Raw genomic sequence first — 20112 nt, 5'->3', positions numbered from 1 at the left:
TCCTTCGACAAACTGAAACACGTTCTACAATCAATTGCAGCACAGCCGGAAGGACTAGTAAATAAGCGCGGCCCATCCGGCTGGCACACGTTTCAGTTTTGTCCCCTAGTGGAAGGTTCAAAGATGGGCACACCCGTCATCGTCGAGGCCGCTCGCACCCCGATCGGCAAGCGCGGCGGCTGGCTTTCCGGTCTGCACGCCGCCGAACTCCTCGGCCTGACCCAGCGCGGACTGCTCGAGCGCGCCCACCTGGACCCGGCCCAGGTGGAACAGGTGATCGGCGGCTGCGTCACCCAGGCGGGCGAGCAGTCCAACAACGTCACCCGGGTCGCGTGGCTGCACGCCGGGCTGCCGTGGCAGGCGGGCGCGACCACGATCGACGCGCAGTGCGGTTCGGCCCAGCAGGCCAATCACCTGGTGGCCGGCCTGATCGCCGCGGGCGCTATCGACATCGGCATGGCATGTGGCGTCGAGGCGATGAGCCGAGTTCCATTGGGCGCCAACGTCGGCGAGCACGCGGGGCCGCGCAGGCCCGCGTCATGGAGCATCGACTTGCCCAACCAGTTCGAAGCCGCGGAGCGTATTGCCAAGCGGCGCGGCATCTCTCGCGACGACGTCGACGCGTTCGGCGCGCGCTCGCAGCGGCTGGCCGCTCAGGCGTGGGCCGAGGGTCGCTTCGACCGCGAGGTGCTGCCGATCACCGCGCCCGCGGTGGACAAAGAAGGCAACCTCACCGGCGAGAAACTGGACGTCACGCGGGATCAGGGGCTGCGCGAGACGACAGTGGAGGGCCTCGCCAAACTGAAGCCGGTGTTGGAGGGCGGAGTTCACACGGCGGGCAGCTCGTCGCAGATCTCCGACGGCGCGGCCGCAGTGCTGCTGATGGACGAAAAGGCCGCGCAGCGAGCGGGTTTGCGGCCGCGGGCGCGGATCGTGACGCAGGTGCTCGTCGGCGCCGAACCGGAGTTCCACCTGGACGGTCCGGTGCAGGCTTGCACCCGCCTGCTCGAGCGCTCCGGAATGAATATCGGCGACATCGACCTTTTCGAGATCAACGAGGCATTCGCTTCGGTCGCACTTTCTTGGGCTTCTGTACATCAGCCGGACATGGACCGGGTGAATGTCAACGGCGGGGCGATTGCGATCGGCCACCCCGTCGGGTCGACCGGATCCCGGCTCATCACAACGGCTTTGCACGAACTGGAACGCACCGGTGGCAGCACCGCGATGGTGCTCATGTGTGCCGGTGGCGCACTGGCGACAGGTACGATCATCGAGAGGTTGTAGCAACTTCAACTAATTTCGCACCCATTTGTTGAACGTTCATCCCAGAAGCCGCAAAACGTGTCGTACGCCACACAATGGCCAGTACAGCCGACTAGATGAGATGTCAGCTATCTTTTCGCTATCATTGCCTGGTCCGGGAAGAACCCCGCGACGGGCCAGAACCGGGTCGTACCGCCCTTGGACTAGAGACGTTGGCGCGACCCGCAAACGCAACCGTCTCAGTGACTTCGCCGACGGCGCGCCTAGAAGCTTCAAGGAAATCCTGAATCAGGCGTAGGTTTTCAGTTACTGAGCCGCTAATATCAATGATACGTATCCGAGATAACGACTGTTAGTACAGCGAAGGGAATTGGGCGGCTCACAATGGCTGATTTCGCGGCGCGGCTGAACAAGCTGTTCGAAACCGTGCATCCCCCGGGGCGCAAGCCGCACACCAACGCGGAGGTTGCGGCTGCGCTGACGGCCTCCGGGCATCCGATCTCGAAACCGTATCTCTCGCAGTTGCGGTCGGGCCAGCGGACCAACCCGTCGGACGAAACGGTGGCTGCACTGGCCAAATTCTTCAAGGTCAAGCCGGACTACTTCTTCAACGACATCTATGCCGCCAAGATCGATCACGATCTAGAGCTGCTGTCCCAGCTGCAGGGCTACGGACTGCGTCGGCTGTCGAGTAGGGCGTTCGATCTTTCCGAAGAATCGCAGAACCTCCTCACCTCCATGGCGGAGAAGTTGCGGGCGAGTGAGGGCTTGCCCGAAATTCCTCCGGATGGAACCGAATAGGGTTCTCCCACAGCGCAGCACAGTGCGGCCCTCGGTCGCACTGTGCTGCGTTGTGCGCGAGCCAGCCTGTGACCGCGCCGAGACCGTTCGCGGCGCAGACGTTTCCGCCGAAGTCAATTCGGCGGCGTAGTCGCATTCCGTAGTTCTGCCGATTGCGTTCGCAACGATTCGCAATCCGCGCTGCGCAAGAACGTTTGAAAGTGCATCTGCGATCGATACTGCGGCGGGCGGGATCGTCATTGCGCAAACGCGTGCCACGCAACGTCATCGAAGCCGAGACAGTTCTGTCTCTTTTCGGTCGCCCCTATTTTCAGGGGCATTCCCTTTCCCTCCATGGACACCGGTCCAACTCAGAGTACGCATCGCTGTCGTCACGGTGACGATGCCATCACCGTCCGGGCGTCAGCGCTGTGAGCGGTTGGGCAAGGTCATCGGGGGGCGGGGCGCTCCGCGTGCGCACCCGCTGTGGATTCGTAGGCGCGGGCGATCGCCTGCACCCAGCCACGCGGGCTGACGCCCGCCGGCGGAGCGATCCAGCGCGCGTCTATCACTGTGTCGCCCAAGGGATTTCGCGCCCAATGCGCCACCCGATCGGCACGCTCGTGCACGGCCGCGGGCGGTGTGCCCGCGGCGGCCAGCTCGACACCGCCGCCCGATTGCAGGTAGAGCGCGTCCATGATCTGGGCGACCTGGTCCGAAGCCCGCAGCTGCGTGGAGGTTCCGGTCTGGTCGTGTGCGATAACCTCGGGGAACCGGCCGACCATCAAACGGTGCAGCGGCCGAATCCGGTGCAGCAGCACCCGCGCTCGCACCCACAGTTCCACCACGATCCACACCGCGCCGAAAGCGATGAGCAGAGCGGCGATTTCCCACGCGGGCCAGCCCCACGTCGGTTCACCCGCGGGCGCGCGCGGTTCGTCGGCCGAGGCGCGCTGAACATGAAGGGCGGCGAGCACGCCGACCAGCGCGGTGCCCGCGGTGTAGATGGCGATGCCGCGGCCGAGCGTCGTCCAATCCAGATTCCGCAGACCGGTCACGACGATGAAGATCGCGCCGAGCACCACGAGCACCCAGCCGAACGTGTACGACAGGGCCAGCGCGACGGCCACCGCGGTGGCGCCCGCCGCGTAGATCACCATGGCGATCTGGCGCAGGTTACGCCGGGAGACCACCGGCCACGCCGCGGCCGCCACCACCGAGGTGGCGGTGACGAACGCGAGCCAGGCCGACACCACGACACCGTCGGAGACCAGTCCTGAGCGCAAGCCGTGCGGGCGCAGATTGTCTATGGCGAGGGCGATCTCGGGCACCGCGACCGTCGCGCCCAGCGCGACCGCGGCCACCGCGACGACGATCGCCACGCGTGCCGTCGTCGCGGGCTTCACCAGCACGCGCCCCACGCGCGCGCCCGCGGCGACCCACACCAGCATGGCCGTCAACCAGAGCGTCATCCGAGTGCCTCATCGAATCGTAGGACCGAGACGCCTGCGCCTCGACTGTTGAAGACGCGCAACCGGGTCATCAGCATGGCGGCGAAGGTCTCGGCCTCCCACTCGGCGAGTTCGTCGGCGCCGTCGTCGACGATCTGCTGGTGGGCCCGCTGACTCAGCATGTAGGCGATCAGGTCGTCGCTCGCCTCCAGCGTCACCGCGGGCGCGGGCGCACCCTCGTGATCGAAGACGATGTGACCGAGTTCGTGGGCCAGCGTGTGCTCGCGGCTGGGCAGCGCGGTCGCCAGCACGATGACGTCGCGATCGGGATAGAACCTGCGCTGGCCGCAGACGCCGGGACCCAGTTGGGCACTGGCGATTTCGATCGCCCGCTGGCGCTCGTCGGCGACGGCGGCGACGACTTCGTCCAGCGTGGTCGCGTCGAAGTCGGCCGCGACGGCGCACACCGCGTCGACCGCCGCCGCCACCCTGCGGTAGGACCGGGAGCTGCTCTGGGTCCTGCTCTCACTCATCGCCGCTCCTCACGACCTCGGGCCGAAGAACTGTGCCCGGGCGGCGTCCACCCTGGCCTGCGCGGCGGCGGCGCTCTGGAAACTCACCGCGCCGGAACCGGTTCCGGCCAGCGCGAGCGCGATGAGGCCGCCGACGACCGAGAGCATGTTCGGTTCGGGCAGTCCGTCGTCGGCGCTCGTCGGGCGCACGTCGTGGTCCGGCTTGGCGGGCGCTTGCGGCGCGGGCGGCGGGGGCGCCTGTTCGGGGACGGCCTCGGGAGCGTGCGGCGCGGCGACGGGAACGGGCGCGAGTGGCGGAGTCGGGATGGCGGGCACTGGCGGAATGACCAGGGGCGCTGGAGGAATCGTGGGTGCGGGCGGGGTGGGGATCGGGATCAGCAAAAGCAACAAGGGCGAGGCGGAACCGACCGCGGCCGAACCGAGGCCCGCCGAACCGACACCCGCCGAACCGACTCCCGCCGAACCGACGGCGGCGGAGCCAACTCCCGCCGAGCCGACGCCCGCTGAACCCACAGCCGCGGAACCGATAGCGGCCGAACCGGTTCCGAGCACGACGCCCAGTCCAGCCGACCCAGTACCGACAAGTGCGCCCAACCCGGCGGAGCCGGTGCCGACCAGCGCGCCCAACCCAGCCGACCCTGTACCGAGCACAGCGCCCAACCCGGCAGAACCGGTACCGAGCAGCGCGCCCAACCCGGCCGAACCCGTTCCAAGGACAGCACCCAAACCAGCGGAACCGGCGGCACCGGCCGAACCCAACCCAGCGGAACCCGCAGCACCAGCCGAACCCAGCCCAGCCGAACCCAATCCGGCCGAACCCGCAGCACCAGCCGAACCCAGCCCAGCGGAACCCGCAGCACCAGCCGAACCCAGCCCAGCCGAGCTCAGCCCAGCCGAGCCCGCAGCACCGGCCGAACCCAGCCCAGCCGAGCCCGCAGCACCGGCCGAACCCACCCCAGCCGAACCCAATCCGGCCGAACCCGCAGCGCCAGCCGAACCCAACCCGGCGGAGCCAGCGGCACCAGCCGAACCCAATCCGGTGGAACCTGCGTCACCGATCGAACCTGCGCCGGACGAACCGATTTCCGCGGCGGCGGGTTCTGGAACCATTGGGAGGAGGGGCAATCCAGGACCCGCGGGGATGCTCGGTTGTGCTGGTTCCTCGAGCGGTATGCCACCCGGTTGCGCGATCGCCGCGACAGAGCCGAGTAGCGCGAAACCGGCCACAGCTCCGGCTAGAGCCAACGCACGGGCAGTGCGACCAACGGCCATGCGCCAGCCTTCCCCTCTTCGTACAGCGCAGATCTGTGCCCGGTCGCAACACCTCATCCGGGACTTTTTGACGGACGGGTGCCCATAGTAAACCCCCGTTCCGAACCTCGCAGGAAAAGGATCGGCGCGCACAGCGACACCCCGAGCGACTCGCGGCGCGAATCACTCGGGTTAGCCACAACTTCACTGGACGACGTCGAGGGCCGTCCAGCAAACAGAAGGAGGGAATCCGTCGACCACGGCAAGGCGGCCGGAGCGCCAGGGGGACGCCCAACCGACATCGCCGGAACAATCCCGTCGATAGTCCGCGCAGGGCCGGAGCAACGACGAAGGGACGACCAACGCCGCCGGAGAGAGCTTCTCGACCACCCGCGCGTGGCTGGAGCGACGGCCAAGTAGGCCAGCGCACGCAGCCGGACGGTATTCACCGATAACCGCCACGCGGGCCGCGACGGTGAAAGTAAGCCCATATGACGCCTCTGGGCGGCGACCGCCCTCAGCTCGTGGTCGACCGGAGCCAGAGCGGAGGTGCGCCCAGCAGACGCGACGGATGGAGTCTCCTCAGCCGAACACGGCCGAAGTGAAGACGAAAGGACGCCAGCCGATGCCAACGGACACGGCCGTCGGCAGTGGCGTACGGCCGGGGCGACAGCGGGGACGCCCGACGGCACTGCCGGGCAACTGCGTCGATCGCTCGCGCAGGGCTGAAGCGACAGCGGGGGGCGCCCGGCAGGCCCGGGACGGACGCGGTCCGCCCTCAGCCCGGCACGGCCGAAGCGAAAGCCAGATATGCCCGGCGGGCGGGACCGACGGAGTCCGCCCGCAGCCCGCGCCCCGCTGGAGCGACGGCGGATCTACACCTCAGGCCCCGTAGACCGGCTCCGGCGCAGCGCCTTTCGCGATGAGATCGGCGACGACCGGCCCGAGTTCGGCGGGTTCCCACCGCGCACCGCGATCCACCGCGACACCGTGCCGCCAGCCTTCGGCGAGCGCGACCTTGCCGCCCTCCACCTCGAACATGCGGCCGGTGACCCCGGCGGACTGCGGGCTGCCGAGCCAGACCACCAGCGGCGAGATGTTCTCCGGCGCCATGGCGTCGAACCCGTTCTCCGGCGCGGCCATCGTCTCGGCGAACACGGTCTCGGTCATCCTGGTACGCGCGGCGGGCGCGATCGCGTTGACGGTCACGCCGTAGCGGGCGAACTCGGCGGCCGCGGTGAGGGTCAGACCGGCGATACCCGCCTTCGCGGCGCCGTAGTTGCCCTGGCCGACGCTGCCCTGGAGGCCCGCGCCGGAGCTGGTGTTGATGATGCGGGCGTCGACCGGGCGGCCCGCCTTGCTCTCGCCGCGCCAGTACTCGATGGCGTGGCGCATGGTGGCGAAATGGCCCTTGAGGTGGACGCGCACCACCGCGTCCCACTCGTCCTCGCTCAGGTTGACCAGCATCCGGTCGCGCACGAAACCGGCGTTGTTGACGAGCACGTCCAGGCCGCCGAAAGTATCGACGGCCTGGCGGATCAGGTTGCGCGCGCCATCCCAGTCCGCGACATCGTCACCGTTGGCGACGGCCTGCCCGCCCATCGCCTCGATCTCGCCGACCACCTGCTGGGCCGGGGTCTCGGCCGTGGCCGCGCCGTCGAGTGCGGAGCCGAGGTCGTTGACCACCACGCGCGCGCCCGCGGCCGCGAAGGCCAGCGCGTGCGCCCGGCCGATGCCGCGGCCCGCGCCGGTGACGATGACGGTGCGCCCGGCGCAGATCTGCTCACTCATGCCTGCACCTCGCTAGCGCTCGGCTCCGGCATGCCCGAGGGCGCTGTGCCCATGATTCGCTGACTCCGTTCGCTCATTACCTGTTGTCCTCTTTCGTTGTTCGGGATCAGGCCCGCTGCTGGTCGTGCGCCGCGGTGGACGCGGCGAGGAAGGCGGGGCGCTCGCCGCCGCCGTGCACCGGCAGCGAGGCGCCGGTGACGTAGGCGGCCAGCGGCGAGGCGAGGAAGGCGGCCGCGCGGCCGATGTCCTCGGGGCGGGCCATGCGGCCGAGCGGAACCGTGGCGGCCACGGCGTCGACACCGTCTCGATCGCCGTAGTGCATCTCGCTCAGCTCGGTCTCGACCAAGCCGACCACCAGCGAGTTCACCCGGACCTTCGGCGCCCACTCGACGGCGAGCGACTGCGTGAGGTTGTCGATGCCCGCCTTGGCCGCGCCGTATGCCGCGGTGCCCGGCGAGGGCCGGTGGCCGCTGACGCTGGAGATCATCACGATCGATCCGCCGTCAGGCTGCTTCTGCATCACCGCGTTCGCGGCCTGCGAAACCAACAGCGGCGCAAGCAGGTTGAGCTCCACGATCTTGGCGTGGAAGTTCTTGCTCGCCTCGGCGGCGAGTGCGAAGGGGGCCCCGCCCGCGTTGTTCACCAGTGTGTCCAGCCGACCGTGACGCGCGAGCACGGCGTCGATCATGCCTTGGACCGCGTCACCGTCGCGGACGTCGCAGGGCAGGTATTCGATCTCCCGGCCGTCGTACGCCACCGGGGCGTCGGCCGGACGCCGCGCGCAGGCGATCACGGTCGCGCCCGCGGCCAGAAAGGTCTTGCTGATGCCCGCGCCGACGCCGCGCACGCCGCCGGTGACCAGAACGACGCGATCGGCCAGATCGATTTCGAGTCCCACCGTGCTAACCTACCAAGCAACTGCTTGCTTTGCCAATGCCGACATACTTCGGCACGCACCACGAGCTCAGAAACGAAGGACATGCGATGGGGATCAACCGTCACTCCGAATCAACCGGCATCACCGTGGTCACGGTCGACTACCCGCCGGTCAACGCCATCCCGACCGACGGCTGGTTCGCCATCGCTGACGCCGTGCGCGCGGCGGGGCGCGATCCCGAGACCAAGGTCGTGGTGCTGCGGGCGGAGAACCGCGGCTTCAACGCGGGGGTCGACATCAAGGAGATCCAGAGCAAGCCGGGCCACCAGGCGCTGATCGACGCCAACCACGGGTGCTTCGAGGCGTTCGCCGCGGTCTATGACTGCCCGGTGCCGGTCATCGCGGTGGTGCAGGGCTTCTGCCTCGGCGGCGGGATCGGCCTGGTCGGCAACGCCGATGTCGTCGTCGCCTCCGACGACGCCACCTTCGGCCTGCCCGAGGTGGATCGCGGCGCGCTCGGCGCGGCCACCCATCTCTCGCGGCTGGTCCCCCAGCACCTGATGCGCGCGCTGTTCTACACCGCGAGCACCATCACCGCCCAGCAGTTGCAGCACTACGGCTCGGTGTACCAGGTGGTGCCGCGCGCCGAACTCGACGCCGCCGCAATGGAAGTCGCCAAGAACATCGCGGCCAAGGACGGCCGGGTGATCCGGGCCGCCAAGCGCGCGCTCAACGGCATCGACGTGCAGGACGTGCACCGCAGCTACCGCTACGAGCAGGGTTTCACCTTCGAACTGAACCTCGCGGGCGTCGCCGACGAGATCCGCGCCAGGTTCGACGACGACCTCGCGGCGCGCAAGGCCGACAAGTAGCCCGCCCACCGGAAACAGGAGAACACATGCGGGACAAGCGAATGTCGCTCGACGACGTAGTCGGCGAGCTGCGCAGCGGAATGACCATCGGCATCGGCGGCTGGGGTTCCCGGCGCAAGCCGATGGCGCTGGTGCGCGCCATCCTGCGCTCGGATATCACCGATCTGACGGTGGTCAGCTACGGCGGACCGGATCTGGGTCTGCTCTGCTCGGCGGGCAAGGTGCGCAAGGCGTACTACGGCTTCGTGTCGCTGGATTCGGCGCCGTTCTACGATCCGTGGTTCGCCAAGGCGCGCACCGAGGGCGCGATCACGGTCCGCGAGATGGACGAGGGCATGGTCAAGTGCGGTCTGCAGGCCGCTGCCGCGCGGCTGCCGTTCCTGCCGATCCGCGCTGGGCTCGGTTCCGCGGTCATGGACTTCTGGGAGGGCGAGCTGAAGACCGTCGCCTCCCCCTACCCCGCCGCCGACGGCCGCACCGAAACGCTCGTCGCCATGCCCGCGCTGAATCTCGATGCGGCGCTTGTGCATCTGGATCTCGGCGACCGGCACGGCAACGCCGCCTACACCGGTGTCGACCCCTACTTCGACGATCTGTACTGCCTGTCCGCCGAGCGCCGCTACCTGTCGGTGGATCGACTGGTCGAGACCGAGGAACTGGTGAAAGCCGTTCCGCAGCAGGCGATCATCCTCAACCGCATGATGGTCGACGGCGTCGTCGAGGCCCCCGACGGCGCGCACTTCACCTTCTCCGGCAGCTACGGCCGGGACGAGAAATTCCAGCGCCACTACGTGGCGGCCGCCAAGACGCCCGAGTCGTGGGCCGAGTTCAAGGCCACTTATTTGGACGTCTCCGAGGACGAATACCAGGCGGCCGTCCGCGCTTTCGCCACGCAGGAGGGCTGATTCGATGACCGAGACCACCACCAGCACCCGCGCCGAAGTCTGCGTCGTCGCCTGCGCGGAGATCTTCCGCGGCGCGGGCGAGATCATGGCGAGCCCCATGTCGCCGGTCACCACGATCGGCGCGCGCCTGGCCCGGCTGACCTTCGAACCGGACCTGCTGCTCTCCGACGGCGAGGCGCTGTACCTGGCCGAGACTCCCGCGCTCGGCGCGAAAGCGCCTATCGAGGGCTGGATTCCGTTCTCCAAGGTGTTCGACGTCGTCGCCTCCGGACGGCGGCACGTGGTCATGGGCGCCAACCAGATCGACAAGTACGGCAACCAGAACCTGTCCGCCTTCGGCCCATTGCAGCAGCCGACCAGGCAGATGTTCGGTGTCCGCGGCGCGCCGGGCAACACCATCAACCACGCCACCAGCTACTGGGTGCCCAAGCACAACAAGCGGGTGTTCTGCGAGCAGGTCGACATCGTCTCGGGCATCGGCTACGACAAGATCGATCGCACCAACCCGGCTTTCCGCTTCCACCACCTGCATCGTGTCGTGAGCGATCTGGGCGTCTTCGATTTCGGCGGACCAGGTCACACGATGCGGGCACTCTCGCTGCACCCGGGCGTCGACGCGGACGAGGTCGCGGAGAACACCGCGTTCGAGATCGCCGGGCTCGCCGAGGCGCGCGAGACCCGCCTGCCGACCGAGGAGGAGCTGCGGATCATTCGAACCGTGCTGGATCCCAGAGGCATTCGCGACAAGGAGGTAGCCGCATGACCGGGTCAGGGCCCGGAGGAGGCAGCTTGCCCCTCGGACATGCGAGAAAGGACACGGCATGACCACGCGCCTGCACACCCCGCTGACCGAACTGGTCGGCATCGAGCATCCCGTCGTGCAGACCGGCATGGGCTGGGTGGCGGGCCCGAGCCTGGTCTCGGCCACCGCCAACGCGGGCGGTCTCGGCATTCTCGCCTCGGCGACCATGACCTTCGCGGAGCTGGAAGCGGCGATCGCGAAGACCAAGGCGCAGACCGACAAGCCGTTCGGCGTGAACATCCGCGCCGACGCCAGCGACGCCAACGAGCGCATCGACCTGCTGATCCGCGAGAAGGTGAAGGTCGCGTCGTTCGCACTCGCGCCCAAGCAGGACCTCATCGCCAAGTTGAAAGACGCGGGCGTGGTGGTGATTCCGTCGATCGGCGCGGCCAAGCACGCGGTCAAGGTGGCCTCCTGGGGCGCCGACGCCGTCATCGTGCAGGGCGGCGAAGGCGGCGGGCACACCGGTCCGGTGGCGACCACCCTGCTGCTCCCCTCGGTGCTGGACGCGGTCGACATCCCGGTCGTCGCGGCTGGCGGCTTCTTCGACGGACGCGGCCTGGCCGCCGCCCTCGCCTACGGCGCCGCGGGCGTCGCGATGGGCACCCGCTTCCTGCTCACCCGAGAAAGCTCGGTGCCCGACGCGGTGAAGCAGGAGTACCTGCGCAGGCAGTTGCAGGACACCGTGGTCTCGCTGAAGGTCGACGGCATGCCGCACCGGGTGCTGAACACCGAACTCGTTCAGAAGCTGGAGAATTCGGGCCGTTGGCGCGGATTCGCCGCGGCGGTGTCGAACGCGGCGCGGTTCAAGAGCATGACCGGCATGAAGTGGTCGACCATGGTTCGCGACGGGCTCACCATGCGAAAGACCAAGGACCTCAGCTGGTCCCAGGTCGTCATGGCCGCCAACACACCAATGCTGTTGCGCGCCGGGCTCGTCGAGGGCAACACCCAGGCGGGCGTGCTGGCCGCGGGGCAGGTCACTGGGATCATCGAGGACCTGCCGACCTGCAAGGAGCTCATCGAGCGGGTGGTCACCGACGCGGTGGAGCGGATCGAGGCGATGTCGGCGCTCGCCGGTCAGTCGACGGCCACCAAGTCCTGATCCCCTGTATTAATTACTGACGCAAAGGCCGCTCGATCCGCCCGGGTCGAGCGGCCTGTCAACCCTCCAACCGCCATTTCTCTACCGTCGATAGAGAAATGGTTTCCACGGTAGTCATATGGTCGCTGTTCGATCTTGAAACGCCACCAATGACTACCGTCGATCGACCCGCACGTGTGGCCTCCGGCCCGCGCAGGACGATCCGACCGGGCGCGCCTTGCAATGGTTCAGTCGAGCCCCTTGGCGCGAAGCAATGCAACGCATGTAGCATACTGCTACGCTCGTAGCATGACCGCGATACCCGCCCGCGACCTGCGGAATCACACAGCCGAGATCCTCCGGCGTGTCGAGACAGGCGAGGAGATCGATATTCTGCGGGACAACCGTCCCGTCGCGAAGATCATCCCCTTTCCGACGCGTCGCCAGTGGATTCCGGCCGGTGAGATACTCGCCGAGCTGGCACGCCTAGGGCCGGATCCCACCGGACTGCGCGCCGAATTGCGGCAGACGCTCAGCGAGACGACGGACGACCTGCCGTGGTGAAAGAAACCCGACGGGCGCTGGCTGACACCTCCATCTTCATCGGCTTGGAGGCGCAGCGATTCGACCCGAGCGAGTTCGAGGGCTTCGAGTGGGGCGTGTCGGTCGTGACACTGGGCGAACTACGACTGGGCGTCCTGCACGCGGCTGGGCCCGAGTCCGCGTCTCGACGGCTGTCGACTTATCAGCTCGCGCAACGATTCGAGCCTCTCGATATCGACAGCGCTGTTGCCGACGCATGGGCGCTGCTGGTGTCCCGGCTGCGGGCTGCCGGACGGAAAGTGCCGATCAACGACAGCTGGATCGCCGCCACCGCGATAGCCCACGGCATCCCGATCGTGACACAGGACGGCGACTACACTCCGATGCAGGACTTGCAGGTCATCAGGCTCTGACTTCACCCGCGCGCCTGTGCGTGTGTTCTTCCTGCACTCGAAGAGCGGTCCACGTGCGCGGCGGAACTGGGTACGCGCGGGCGAACGGAGCGTGCGGCGGACAGGTGCGGACAACGAAAACCGCGCCGGGCGAACGACATTCACCCCGGCGCGGACTCCGCTAGCGTTTACAACCGCTCGATGATGGTGGCGTTGGCGGTGCCGCCGCCTTCGCAGATGGTCAGCAGACCGTAGCGCCCGTTGCGGCGCTCCAGCTCGTTGAGCAGGGTGGCGAAGAGCTTGGCTCCGGTGGCGCCGAGGGGGTGGCCGAGGGCGATGGCGCCGCCGTTGACGTTGACCTTCTCCGGGTCGGCGCCGGTCTCCTTCAGCCAGGCGAGGACCACGGGCGCGAAGGCCTCGTTGATTTCGACCACGTCGATGTCATCGATGGTGAGGCCGGTCTTCGCCAGCGCCCACTTCGTGGCCGGGATGGGGGCGGTGAGCATGAAGATGGGGTCGGCGCCGCGGGCGCTGACGTGGTGGATGCGGGCGCGCGGCTTCAGGCCGTACTCCTGCACGGCCCACTCGGAGGCGAGCAGGGTCGCGCTCGCGCCGTCGGAGATCTGGCTGGCCACCGCGGCGGTCAGCGGGCTGCCTTCGGCGAGGGCGGGCAGCGAGGCCATCTTCTCCAGCGACGTCTCGCGCGGGCCCTGGTCGATCCAGAAGTCGCCGACGGGGACGATCTCGTTGTCGAACTTGCCTTCCTTGATGGCCTGGCGGGCGCGCTCGTGGCTGCGCAGCGCCCATTGCTCCATGTCCTGACGGGTGATGCCCCACTTCTCGGCGATCAGCTGCGCGCCGCGGAACTGCGAGACCTCGTCGGTGCCGTACCGGTGGTCCCAGCCCTGCGCGCCGACGAACGGCGACTCGAATCCGTACTCCTTACCCGCCAGCATGGCCGCCGAGATCGGGATGGCGCTCATGTTCTGCACGCCGCCGGCGACGATCACCTCGGCGGTGCCGCTCATGATGGCCTGCGCGCCGAAATTGATGGCCTGCTGGGAGGATCCGCACTGCCGGTCGACGGTGACGCCGGGGACTTCCTCCGGGTAGCCCGCGGCCAGCCACATGGTGCGGCCGATATTGCCCGCCTGCGGACCGACGTTGTCGACGCAGCCGACGATCACGTCGTCGACGTTGATCGGGTCGATCGGGTTGCGGTCCAGCAGACCTTTCAGCGCGGCCGCACCGAGATCGGCCGGGTGCACACCGGCCAGCGCGCCGCCGCGCTTGCCGACCGGGGTGCGCACCGCGTCGACAACGTAGGCGTCCCGCAGGGGGGTGTAAGGGGGACGGTCGCCGGCGGAGACGGCGGGGTGGGTAGACCCAGCGCGGCGGGCGGAAGGTGCAGACATGAAGACTCCTAGTCGGTGTGCCGCGAGACGGTGAGACCGTCGAGAACGATGGTGAGGTACTGCTTGGCGAGGTTTTGGACGGTGATGGGTCCGCCAGGCTGGTACCAGCGCACGGCGACCCACACGGTGTCGCGCAGGAATCGGTAGGCCAGTTCGACGTCGAGCTCGGGACGGAAGCTGCCGTCCTCGACACCGTTGGTCAGCACCTGGTGCCAGAGTTCGCGGAACTCGCGGTTGTATTCCTCGATGTAGGCGAACCGCTCGGCATCCCGCAGCCGCTTGGCTTCGGCCTGGTAGATCGCGACGGCGGCGTGGAAGCGGTCGAACGACTCGTAGGACGCGATCACCAAGGCTTCCAAGGTGTCTCGCGAACTGAGGCCGGAGCCGACGATCTCGCGGTAGCGTCCGAACAGGTCGTCGAGGAAGCCGCGCAGGATCTCGTCCACCATCGACTCCTTGGAATCGAAGTGGTGGTAGAGGCTGCCCGATAGGATTCCGGCCGCGTCGGCGATATCGCGCACCGTGGTCGCGCGCAAGCCGCGCTCGGCGAACAGTTCGGCCGCCAGCGCGAGCAGTTCGTTGCGCCGGGCGGATTTCGAGGCGTCTGGTGCGGTCACGAGGGACATAATACAACCAAGCGTTTGCTTGGTGGTAGTGGGCGCGTACGTTCCCGTCACGTATGCGGCCACCGGCTCGGCCAAGGCACTCCATCGACCTCGAGAGCCTCCAAATTGCTTCGCCGCGAAGGGATGCCGATCGTCCCGTCGGATTCGTCAGCCGTTGATGTCGTCTGATCCGCGATGTAGCCTCGGGATTCGGTCGGTCGCCTACACCGGGCTACGGCCGTGGCCATCACAGAAGTGTCTGAGTTATGACCAGAAGGGGGGCAGGTGTCCGAAGAATTCAAGGTAACGCCGGATGACCTGGACAATTTCGCCGGCACGATGAAAGATTTGTCCGCCCAAGCGAGCAGGGCGAGAAGCTACGCCAGCAGCTATCTGAACATCGACGCCGAACAAGGGCGAATATATCTCAGCACAAACGAACTGGTCGACGAAATTCAAGCAAATCTGACAGCCAACTACGAAAAATTGGCAACGCTTTGCGATTCGGCTGCCTTGGAATTGACAAAGAGCGCGCAGATGTACCGCACAACAGATCTCGATGCAGCCAAGCGTCAAGATGCCCTTTACCCAGGCGCTGAGCGATGACGAACCAAGACCTTGGGCGGCCTCAAGACGCGTTGCGAGAGCCGAACGCCGAAGATCACATCTCCAACGATGTAGCATTCTGGCTGGGAGCGAACTTTGTCTCACCAGCATATGGGGTCAAATGGGTGATACAGAAATTCACCGGCGTCGACATCCTCGAGTGGGTGGCATCGCAGGTTGCCGGCGATTGGCAAGCCGTAAAACGATCGTCGATAGCGGTTCAAAATCTAGCGGAGTTCAATTCCGCGTTCAGTCAGTCGATCAAGACCGACTGGAACAAGCGGTTGAACCAGTCCTGGGATGGAAATGCCGCGGAAAGTGCCAAGCAGTATTTCGATAGGCTGACATGGGCGCTGGATGGCCAAGTTGGGCAGCTCAAAGGAATCGCACAGGAACTGAACAACCTGGCTGACGCTATGGCCGATTTGTGTCGAGGGCTGGGTGATCTACTTCAGGAGATCATCGACCTGGCTGTCGTCGCACTTGCGATGTCGTGGACCGCACCGGAGAATCCGGCTTTATGGGCAGTCGTCGTGAGGATGCTGGTCAAGGTGAACCAGGCGTTCTCATGGCTGGGTTTGGCCTGGACAACCTTCACAACTGGCAGTGCCGCCATTCGCAGCCTGAATGCGGACACAGATCCGTCTGCCTTCCCCGAACTTGGAGTCGTCGTAAGCAGGACCGAAGACAGCAAGCGGTACGGAACCCCTATCGAGGCATACGATCACCCGGGAGCGTGATGAGCAACTGGCCGCGGCAGGAGCTGATCCTCGATGTTGCGAAAGGTGACGTCGGCATATCACGCGCACTGCGCAAATCACTCGAAACAATTAGGTCGTCGATTTCGGACCAGCAGATCAGAAGCAGTCTTGACGACGTACTCGCCGGTCGGATGGGCATGCGAGAATTCGGCAGATCCGAGATGTTTGCCAAACTACTCGATCAGAGCTCGATGGATCGAATCGACAAGCTTATTTCGTCCGTCTCGGATGAGGAGCGAGAAAGGCTGGCCACAGACGGCGAAGCATTTCTGGAGAACCTTCGCTCTCAGGCAGCCGACGAGAGTACTCAAAAAATTCGCGCGGAAGTAACTCCCCCTATCCTCGAACCAAACACATCATCGGCTGAGCAATCGACGAAAGCCTCCGCTTCTGTCTCTTCCGCAACGGTATACCCAGGCACCCGAAAGCCCAACCGTGAACGGGTCGTCATCCCGGAAGAACCCGATGACGACGATCTGTACTTCGGTGAGCGTCGACAACGGGGCTGGTTGGAATGATGGCGCGATATCCGGATGCTGTGGTGCCTGTAGAAGTTCCCGTGGTTACCACAGTTCGACCTCCATCGAAGTGGACGCGAGATACGGGAATCCGATTCGAGATCGAGCTTCGCGAGCCCCTGCCGGATATATGCAGCGAGCATGGTCTTCCCGCGGTCGATCGTCGCTCCGAGACGATTGCTTTCCACGAAGGTACCCGCGGACGGGAACAACTCACGCCGGGATCGATGTTTCGCGCCTTGGCATACAAGATACTCAGCTTCGGGTTCAACGCCCTCGAGATCGATACCAGATTCCGCGGCGAGTGGCCGGTATGCCACCGTTGCCTCCAGTCGTCGCGCAGATATAAGCGGCTTGGTCGAAGCATTGTCTTCTTCGGGCTATTCTGCATCGCCGGACTGATGATTGCAAAAATACTACAGGTGGATCAAGTAGTTATTGCATTCTTGGCGGTCGGGATATTTCCGATCTGGTTTCCCGCAGGGCTCTTGGTGGCCTCTATGGTCCATCGTCGAGCAAATACTTTCCTTCGGTGTCGTCCGATAATTGCCGAGGATACTGTTGTGGTCGAGGCGCACCCGAGATTCGCCGCTGCGATGGCCGACTCGACGAATGGTGGTATCGCCTAGCGTCCCAACGCCGAGATCGACCGTGGCCGCCGTGGCAGCTGAGGTCGGGATCGGCAATCGCCTCTGGCACGGCTGGTTCGTGCCACATAGCCAGTGGCGTCACAGTAACACTGGTAAACCATCCGTGTCCGTCGCGGAGAGACGTCGGCGCACTAACGCAGGGAGTAGCGGATCGGGGAGGACACGGAGAGATCGGCGAGGAGGCGGTCGCAGATGATGACCGGGGAGACGCCGGCGCGCGCCATGCGGGCGACGAGCGCCAATCTTCGCTCAGGCGTGTCCCATTCGACGGTGAGCGGCCCGCGGCCGGGGCCCGCGTCGACGGTCGCCATCACTCGGGGCGGGCCGTACGGGACGGGTTCTTCGATGAGTTTGAGGACCATCCCGCGCTGCCAGGCGTGATAGGCGTCCATGTCGGCGCCGACCACCAGCTTGTCCGTGGCGGCGCACAGACCCTGGGCGATCTCGTCGGCGACGGCGCCGCGGTCGTAGTGGTGTCTGCGGCAGCGGCGCAGCACCTCGATCAGGTCGGCGCGGACCTCGCGCAACAGGGCGGTCTGGCGCTGTCGCCGCCGGTCCTGCTCGGAGGGAACCCCGGCCGGAGACTTCAAGCCGATTCGCCGGGCGCGGGCGTTGTCGCGGAGCATGTCGGCGCGCAACGCGGCCCTCGGATCGCGCTCGACCTCGTTCTCGTCGACCGCGTACATCTCGAGGATCTGGGCGGCGCGGCACGCTGTCGCCCGCGCGGATTCGTGGTTCATGAGTTCGGCGCCGAGTGTCAAGGCGGCTAGAACCATACTGTCGAGCCGTCGTCTGGCAAGCACGACCTCGCGCACGACGTCGAGTTCCAGTTGTTCGCGGGCAGGTGGGCGATCCAGGCCCATAGCCAACGCCCCTTACGAAATTGCGGGATCCGTCCATCCCCAGCATGGCACACCCCGGCCAGCTGCGCGCCACCCTTTTTCACCTGATCGGGCGCCCATTTCCACGGAGGGAAGCGGACGCCCGAAGGCGATCTCAATCAGGCGCCTCAGGCCCGCTGGCTGCTCACCGAAACCACCTCGCCGGTGAGGTAGCTGGTGTAGTCGCTGGCCAGCATCGCGATGGTCGCGGCGACCTCCCACGGCTCGGCCGCGCGGCCGAAGGCCTCCCGCTCGGAGAGCTGATCGAGCAGTTCGGTCGAGCTGACCTTGTCGAGGAAGGCGTGCCTTGCGATGCTCGGCGCGACCGCGTTGATCCGCACGCCGAGTTCGGCGGCCTCGATCGCGCTGCACCTGGTCAGCGCCATCACGCCCGCCTTGGCGGCCGCGTAGTGCGCCTGACCGTACTGCGCGCGCCAGCCGAGAACGCTGGCGTTGTTCACGATGACGCCGCCGTGCCCCGCCGAACGGAAGTAGGCCAGCGCGGCGCGGGTGCAGCGGAAGGTGCCGTTGAGGGTGACGTCGAGGACGCGGTCCCACTGCTCGTCGGTCATGTCGACGACCGGCGTCTCGCCGCCGAGACCCGCGTTGTTGACCATGATGTCGATGCGACCGAGCGCTTCGGCCGCGCCGCGGACCAGCGCGTCCACCTGTTCGGTGCTCTGCACGTCGCAGGCGATCGCGGCGACCCGGCGATCCGGGAACTCGCCCTTCAGCTCGACCTCGGTCTCCGCGAGCCGACGCTCGTGCCAGTCGGAGACGACCACGTCGGCGCCCTCGGCGAGCAGTCTGCGCGCGGTGGCCGAGCCGATGCCCGTCCCCGCGGCCGCGGTGACCACGGCGACGCGTCCGGTCAGCAGGCCGTGCCCGGCGACGGGCTCGGGGGCGACCGAAAGGGGCCGCGCGGTCACGGCCGTGCCTCGCGCGGCAGACCGAGCACGCGCTCGGAGATGATGTTGCGCTGCACTTCGTTCGAACCTCCGTAGATGGTGTCGGCGCGGGTGAACAGATACAGCCGCTGCCATTCGTTGAGATCGTCGTCCTCGTCGGCCACCAAGCCGCGCGCGCCGAGCACGGCCATGGCCAGCTCACCGAGCCCGCGGTGCCAATTGGCCCAGAGCAGTTTGGCGACCGACGCCTGACCGCCGTCGTCCACGCCGGTGCCTTCCATGGTGCGCAGCGCGTGCGCGCGCAACACGCGCAGGCCGACCCAGGCCCGGTCGATCCGGTCGGCGATGAGCGGGTCGTCGGCCGCGCCGATGCGGCGGGCCAGCGCTTCGACGTCGGCTAACTCACGCGCGAAGCGGATCTGCTGGCCGAGGGTCGAGATGCCGCGCTCGAAGGTCAGTGTGCCCATCGCGATGCGCCAGCCGTCGCCCGGCGCGCCGACGACCAGGTCTGCCGCGGTGCGGGCGTTGTCGAAGAAGACCTCGTTGAATTCCGAGGTCCCGGTGAGCTGGATGATCGGGCGCACCTCGATACCGGGCTGCTTCATGGGAACGAGCAGGTAGGACAGGCCCTTGTGCCGGGACGAGCCCTTCTCGGTGCGGGCGACGACGAAGCACCAGTCGGCCACGTGGGCCAGCGAGGTCCAGATCTTCTGGCCGTTGATCGACCACTCGTCGCCGTCGAGGTGCGCGGCCGTGCTGATCGCCGCGAGGTCCGAGCCTGCGCCCGGTTCCGAGTAGCCCTGGCACCACAGTTCGGTGACATTGCGGATGCCGGGCAGGAAGCGGTCTTTCTGCGCCTGGGTGCCGAATGCCAGCACGGTCGGACCGAGCAGTTCCTCACCCACGTGCGAGACCCGCGCGGGCGCGTTGGCCTTGGCGTACTCCTCGTGGAAGATCACCTGCTGGCGCACGCTGGCCTCGCGACCGCCGTACTCCTTGGGCCAGCCCAGGCAGGTCCAACCGGACGCGGCCAGATGCCGGTCCCAGGCCAGGCGCTCGTCGAACGCCTCGTGTTCGCGGCCTGGACCGCCTAGTCCGCGCAGCTCGCGGAATTCTCCGTTGAGATTCTCGGCCAGCCATTCCCGCACTTCGGCGGAAAACCGCGCGTCCTGCGCGGCAGTGTCGGAATCTGAGGTCTGGATCGCAACCACGCCGGTAGGA

The 20112-nt window shown here is 66.9% G+C and carries 21 protein-coding genes; 11 read left to right on the top strand and 10 right to left on the bottom strand.

Annotation, left to right across the window (positions count from 1 at the left end; all coding sequences use genetic code 11):
- Window positions 1-123 precede the first annotated feature (123 nt).
- Complete coding sequence (locus T333_RS05635) at window positions 124-1287, top strand: steroid 3-ketoacyl-CoA thiolase (protein WP_355000375.1); 1164 nt, start codon at window positions 124-126, stop codon at window positions 1285-1287.
- Window positions 1288-1650: 363 nt separating this feature from the next.
- Window positions 1651-2067 (top strand): helix-turn-helix domain-containing protein, encoded by a 417-nt coding sequence (locus tag T333_RS05630; RefSeq protein ID WP_011207048.1) that lies wholly within the window; start codon window positions 1651-1653, stop codon window positions 2065-2067.
- Window positions 2068-2495: 428 nt separating this feature from the next.
- Here T333_RS05630 and T333_RS05625 read toward each other — a convergent pair whose 3' ends face one another.
- The 5 genes from T333_RS05625 to T333_RS05605 all read right to left on the bottom strand — a co-directional run bounded on the left by T333_RS05625 (window position 2496) and on the right by T333_RS05605 (window position 7970).
- The gene (locus T333_RS05625; RefSeq protein ID WP_496423834.1) at window positions 2496-3518 is read right to left on the bottom strand and encodes a hypothetical protein; all 1023 of its coding nucleotides are present in this window, start codon (window positions 3516-3518) and stop codon (window positions 2496-2498) included.
- The gene (locus T333_RS05620) at window positions 3515-4030 is read right to left on the bottom strand and encodes an ImmA/IrrE family metallo-endopeptidase (protein ID WP_357246384.1); all 516 of its coding nucleotides are present in this window, start codon (window positions 4028-4030) and stop codon (window positions 3515-3517) included. The genes T333_RS05625 and T333_RS05620 overlap by 4 nt, the downstream gene beginning before the upstream one ends.
- 9 nt (window positions 4031-4039) lie before the next feature.
- Window positions 4040-4543, bottom strand: coding sequence for a hypothetical protein (locus tag T333_RS05615; protein ID WP_496423833.1), 504 nt, complete (start codon window positions 4541-4543; stop codon window positions 4040-4042).
- A gap of 1620 nt (window positions 4544-6163) precedes the next feature.
- Entirely contained in the window at window positions 6164-7072 is a 909-nt protein-coding gene (locus T333_RS05610; protein WP_357246390.1) for an SDR family oxidoreductase, read from the bottom strand.
- 106 nt (window positions 7073-7178) lie between these two features.
- On the bottom strand, window positions 7179-7970 hold the full coding sequence (locus T333_RS05605; protein ID WP_496423832.1) for an SDR family oxidoreductase: 792 nt from the start codon (window positions 7968-7970) through the stop codon (window positions 7179-7181).
- A gap of 86 nt (window positions 7971-8056) precedes the next feature.
- On the opposite strand from T333_RS05605, the gene T333_RS05600 reads away from it, so the two are divergent.
- The 6 genes from T333_RS05600 to T333_RS05575 all read left to right on the top strand — a co-directional run bounded on the left by T333_RS05600 (window position 8057) and on the right by T333_RS05575 (window position 12568).
- Window positions 8057-8821, top strand: coding sequence for an enoyl-CoA hydratase family protein (locus T333_RS05600; protein WP_067792642.1), 765 nt, complete (start codon window positions 8057-8059; stop codon window positions 8819-8821).
- A gap of 26 nt (window positions 8822-8847) precedes the next feature.
- On the top strand, window positions 8848-9726 hold the full coding sequence (locus T333_RS05595) for a CoA transferase subunit A (RefSeq protein WP_355000380.1): 879 nt from the start codon (window positions 8848-8850) through the stop codon (window positions 9724-9726).
- A 4-nt stretch (window positions 9727-9730) separates the two neighbouring features.
- Window positions 9731-10489, top strand: a complete 759-nt coding sequence (locus tag T333_RS05590) for a CoA-transferase subunit beta (protein WP_496423831.1) — start codon at window positions 9731-9733, stop codon at window positions 10487-10489.
- Between the two features lie 58 nt (window positions 10490-10547).
- Window positions 10548-11633 (top strand): NAD(P)H-dependent flavin oxidoreductase, encoded by a 1086-nt coding sequence (locus tag T333_RS05585; protein ID WP_357246403.1) that lies wholly within the window; start codon window positions 10548-10550, stop codon window positions 11631-11633.
- A 288-nt stretch (window positions 11634-11921) separates the two neighbouring features.
- Window positions 11922-12176, top strand: coding sequence for a type II toxin-antitoxin system Phd/YefM family antitoxin (locus T333_RS05580; RefSeq protein ID WP_496423830.1), 255 nt, complete (start codon window positions 11922-11924; stop codon window positions 12174-12176).
- Complete coding sequence (locus T333_RS05575) at window positions 12173-12568, top strand: type II toxin-antitoxin system VapC family toxin (protein ID WP_355000384.1); 396 nt, start codon at window positions 12173-12175, stop codon at window positions 12566-12568. Before T333_RS05580 ends, T333_RS05575 begins: the two co-directional genes overlap by 4 nt.
- A gap of 167 nt (window positions 12569-12735) precedes the next feature.
- Here T333_RS05575 and T333_RS05570 read toward each other — a convergent pair whose 3' ends face one another.
- On the bottom strand, window positions 12736-13884 hold the full coding sequence (locus T333_RS05570) for an acetyl-CoA C-acetyltransferase (RefSeq protein ID WP_355000560.1): 1149 nt from the start codon (window positions 13882-13884) through the stop codon (window positions 12736-12738).
- A gap of 86 nt (window positions 13885-13970) precedes the next feature.
- The gene (locus T333_RS05565; RefSeq protein ID WP_355000385.1) at window positions 13971-14588 is read right to left on the bottom strand and encodes a TetR/AcrR family transcriptional regulator; all 618 of its coding nucleotides are present in this window, start codon (window positions 14586-14588) and stop codon (window positions 13971-13973) included.
- Window positions 14589-14852: 264 nt separating this feature from the next.
- Here T333_RS05565 and T333_RS05560 point away from each other — a divergent pair, with 264 nt between their 5' ends.
- From T333_RS05560 to T333_RS05550, 3 genes are read left to right on the top strand one after another with little or no spacing between them, the layout of a single operon-like run.
- Window positions 14853-15173, top strand: coding sequence for a type VII secretion target (locus tag T333_RS05560; protein ID WP_355000386.1), 321 nt, complete (start codon window positions 14853-14855; stop codon window positions 15171-15173).
- Window positions 15170-15913 carry a WXG100 family type VII secretion target gene (locus tag T333_RS05555; RefSeq protein WP_496423829.1) on the top strand — a complete coding sequence of 248 codons (744 nt, stop codon included), beginning with the start codon at window positions 15170-15172 and terminating at the stop codon, window positions 15911-15913. The genes T333_RS05560 and T333_RS05555 overlap by 4 nt, the downstream gene beginning before the upstream one ends.
- Window positions 15913-16452: a hypothetical protein gene (locus T333_RS05550; protein ID WP_496423828.1), complete on the top strand. Its 540-nt coding sequence runs from the start codon at window positions 15913-15915 to the stop codon at window positions 16450-16452. Before T333_RS05555 ends, T333_RS05550 begins: the two co-directional genes overlap by 1 nt.
- Window positions 16453-17233: 781 nt before the next feature.
- On the opposite strand, the gene T333_RS05545 is transcribed toward T333_RS05550, so the two are convergent.
- The 3 genes from T333_RS05545 to T333_RS05535 all read right to left on the bottom strand — a co-directional run bounded on the left by T333_RS05545 (window position 17234) and on the right by T333_RS05535 (window position 20102).
- Entirely contained in the window at window positions 17234-17965 is a 732-nt protein-coding gene (locus T333_RS05545) for a hypothetical protein (protein ID WP_355000390.1), read from the bottom strand.
- Between the two features lie 146 nt (window positions 17966-18111).
- Window positions 18112-18912 carry an SDR family oxidoreductase gene (locus tag T333_RS05540; protein WP_357246417.1) on the bottom strand — a complete coding sequence of 267 codons (801 nt, stop codon included), beginning with the start codon at window positions 18910-18912 and terminating at the stop codon, window positions 18112-18114.
- Complete coding sequence (locus T333_RS05535; protein ID WP_355000391.1) at window positions 18909-20102, bottom strand: acyl-CoA dehydrogenase family protein; 1194 nt, start codon at window positions 20100-20102, stop codon at window positions 18909-18911. Before T333_RS05535 ends, T333_RS05540 begins: the two co-directional genes overlap by 4 nt.
- Between the last annotated feature and the right edge of the window lie 10 nt (window positions 20103-20112).

It is taken from the genome of Nocardia sp. CNS-044, from assembly GCF_059570515.1.
Note: the sequence above shows the minus strand (reverse complement) of the source record. Positions and strands in the feature narration are given on the sequence as shown.

What these genes read in the sequence shown, in the direction of transcription:
- T333_RS05610 (WP_357246390.1), bottom strand. Translation starts at nt 7,072, where the DNA reads ATGAGTGAGCAGATCTGCGCCGGGCGCACCGTCATCGTCACCGGCGCG.
- T333_RS05635 (WP_355000375.1), top strand. Translation starts at nt 124, where the DNA reads ATGGGCACACCCGTCATCGTCGAGGCCGCTCGCACCCCGATCGGCAAG.
- T333_RS05620 (WP_357246384.1), bottom strand. Translation starts at nt 4,030, where the DNA reads ATGAGTGAGAGCAGGACCCAGAGCAGCTCCCGGTCCTACCGCAGGGTG.
- T333_RS05590 (WP_496423831.1), top strand. Translation starts at nt 9,731, where the DNA reads ATGACCGAGACCACCACCAGCACCCGCGCCGAAGTCTGCGTCGTCGCC.
- T333_RS05630 (WP_011207048.1), top strand. Translation starts at nt 1,651, where the DNA reads ATGGCTGATTTCGCGGCGCGGCTGAACAAGCTGTTCGAAACCGTGCAT.
- T333_RS05625 (WP_496423834.1), bottom strand. Translation starts at nt 3,518, where the DNA reads ATGACGCTCTGGTTGACGGCCATGCTGGTGTGGGTCGCCGCGGGCGCG.
- T333_RS05565 (WP_355000385.1), bottom strand. Translation starts at nt 14,588, where the DNA reads ATGTCCCTCGTGACCGCACCAGACGCCTCGAAATCCGCCCGGCGCAAC.
- T333_RS05550 (WP_496423828.1), top strand. Translation starts at nt 15,913, where the DNA reads ATGAGCAACTGGCCGCGGCAGGAGCTGATCCTCGATGTTGCGAAAGGT.
- T333_RS05580 (WP_496423830.1), top strand. Translation starts at nt 11,922, where the DNA reads ATGACCGCGATACCCGCCCGCGACCTGCGGAATCACACAGCCGAGATC.
- T333_RS05545 (WP_355000390.1), bottom strand. Translation starts at nt 17,965, where the DNA reads ATGGGCCTGGATCGCCCACCTGCCCGCGAACAACTGGAACTCGACGTC.
- T333_RS05595 (WP_355000380.1), top strand. Translation starts at nt 8,848, where the DNA reads ATGCGGGACAAGCGAATGTCGCTCGACGACGTAGTCGGCGAGCTGCGC.
- T333_RS05585 (WP_357246403.1), top strand. Translation starts at nt 10,548, where the DNA reads ATGACCACGCGCCTGCACACCCCGCTGACCGAACTGGTCGGCATCGAG.
- T333_RS05600 (WP_067792642.1), top strand. Translation starts at nt 8,057, where the DNA reads ATGGGGATCAACCGTCACTCCGAATCAACCGGCATCACCGTGGTCACG.
- T333_RS05555 (WP_496423829.1), top strand. Translation starts at nt 15,170, where the DNA reads ATGACGAACCAAGACCTTGGGCGGCCTCAAGACGCGTTGCGAGAGCCG.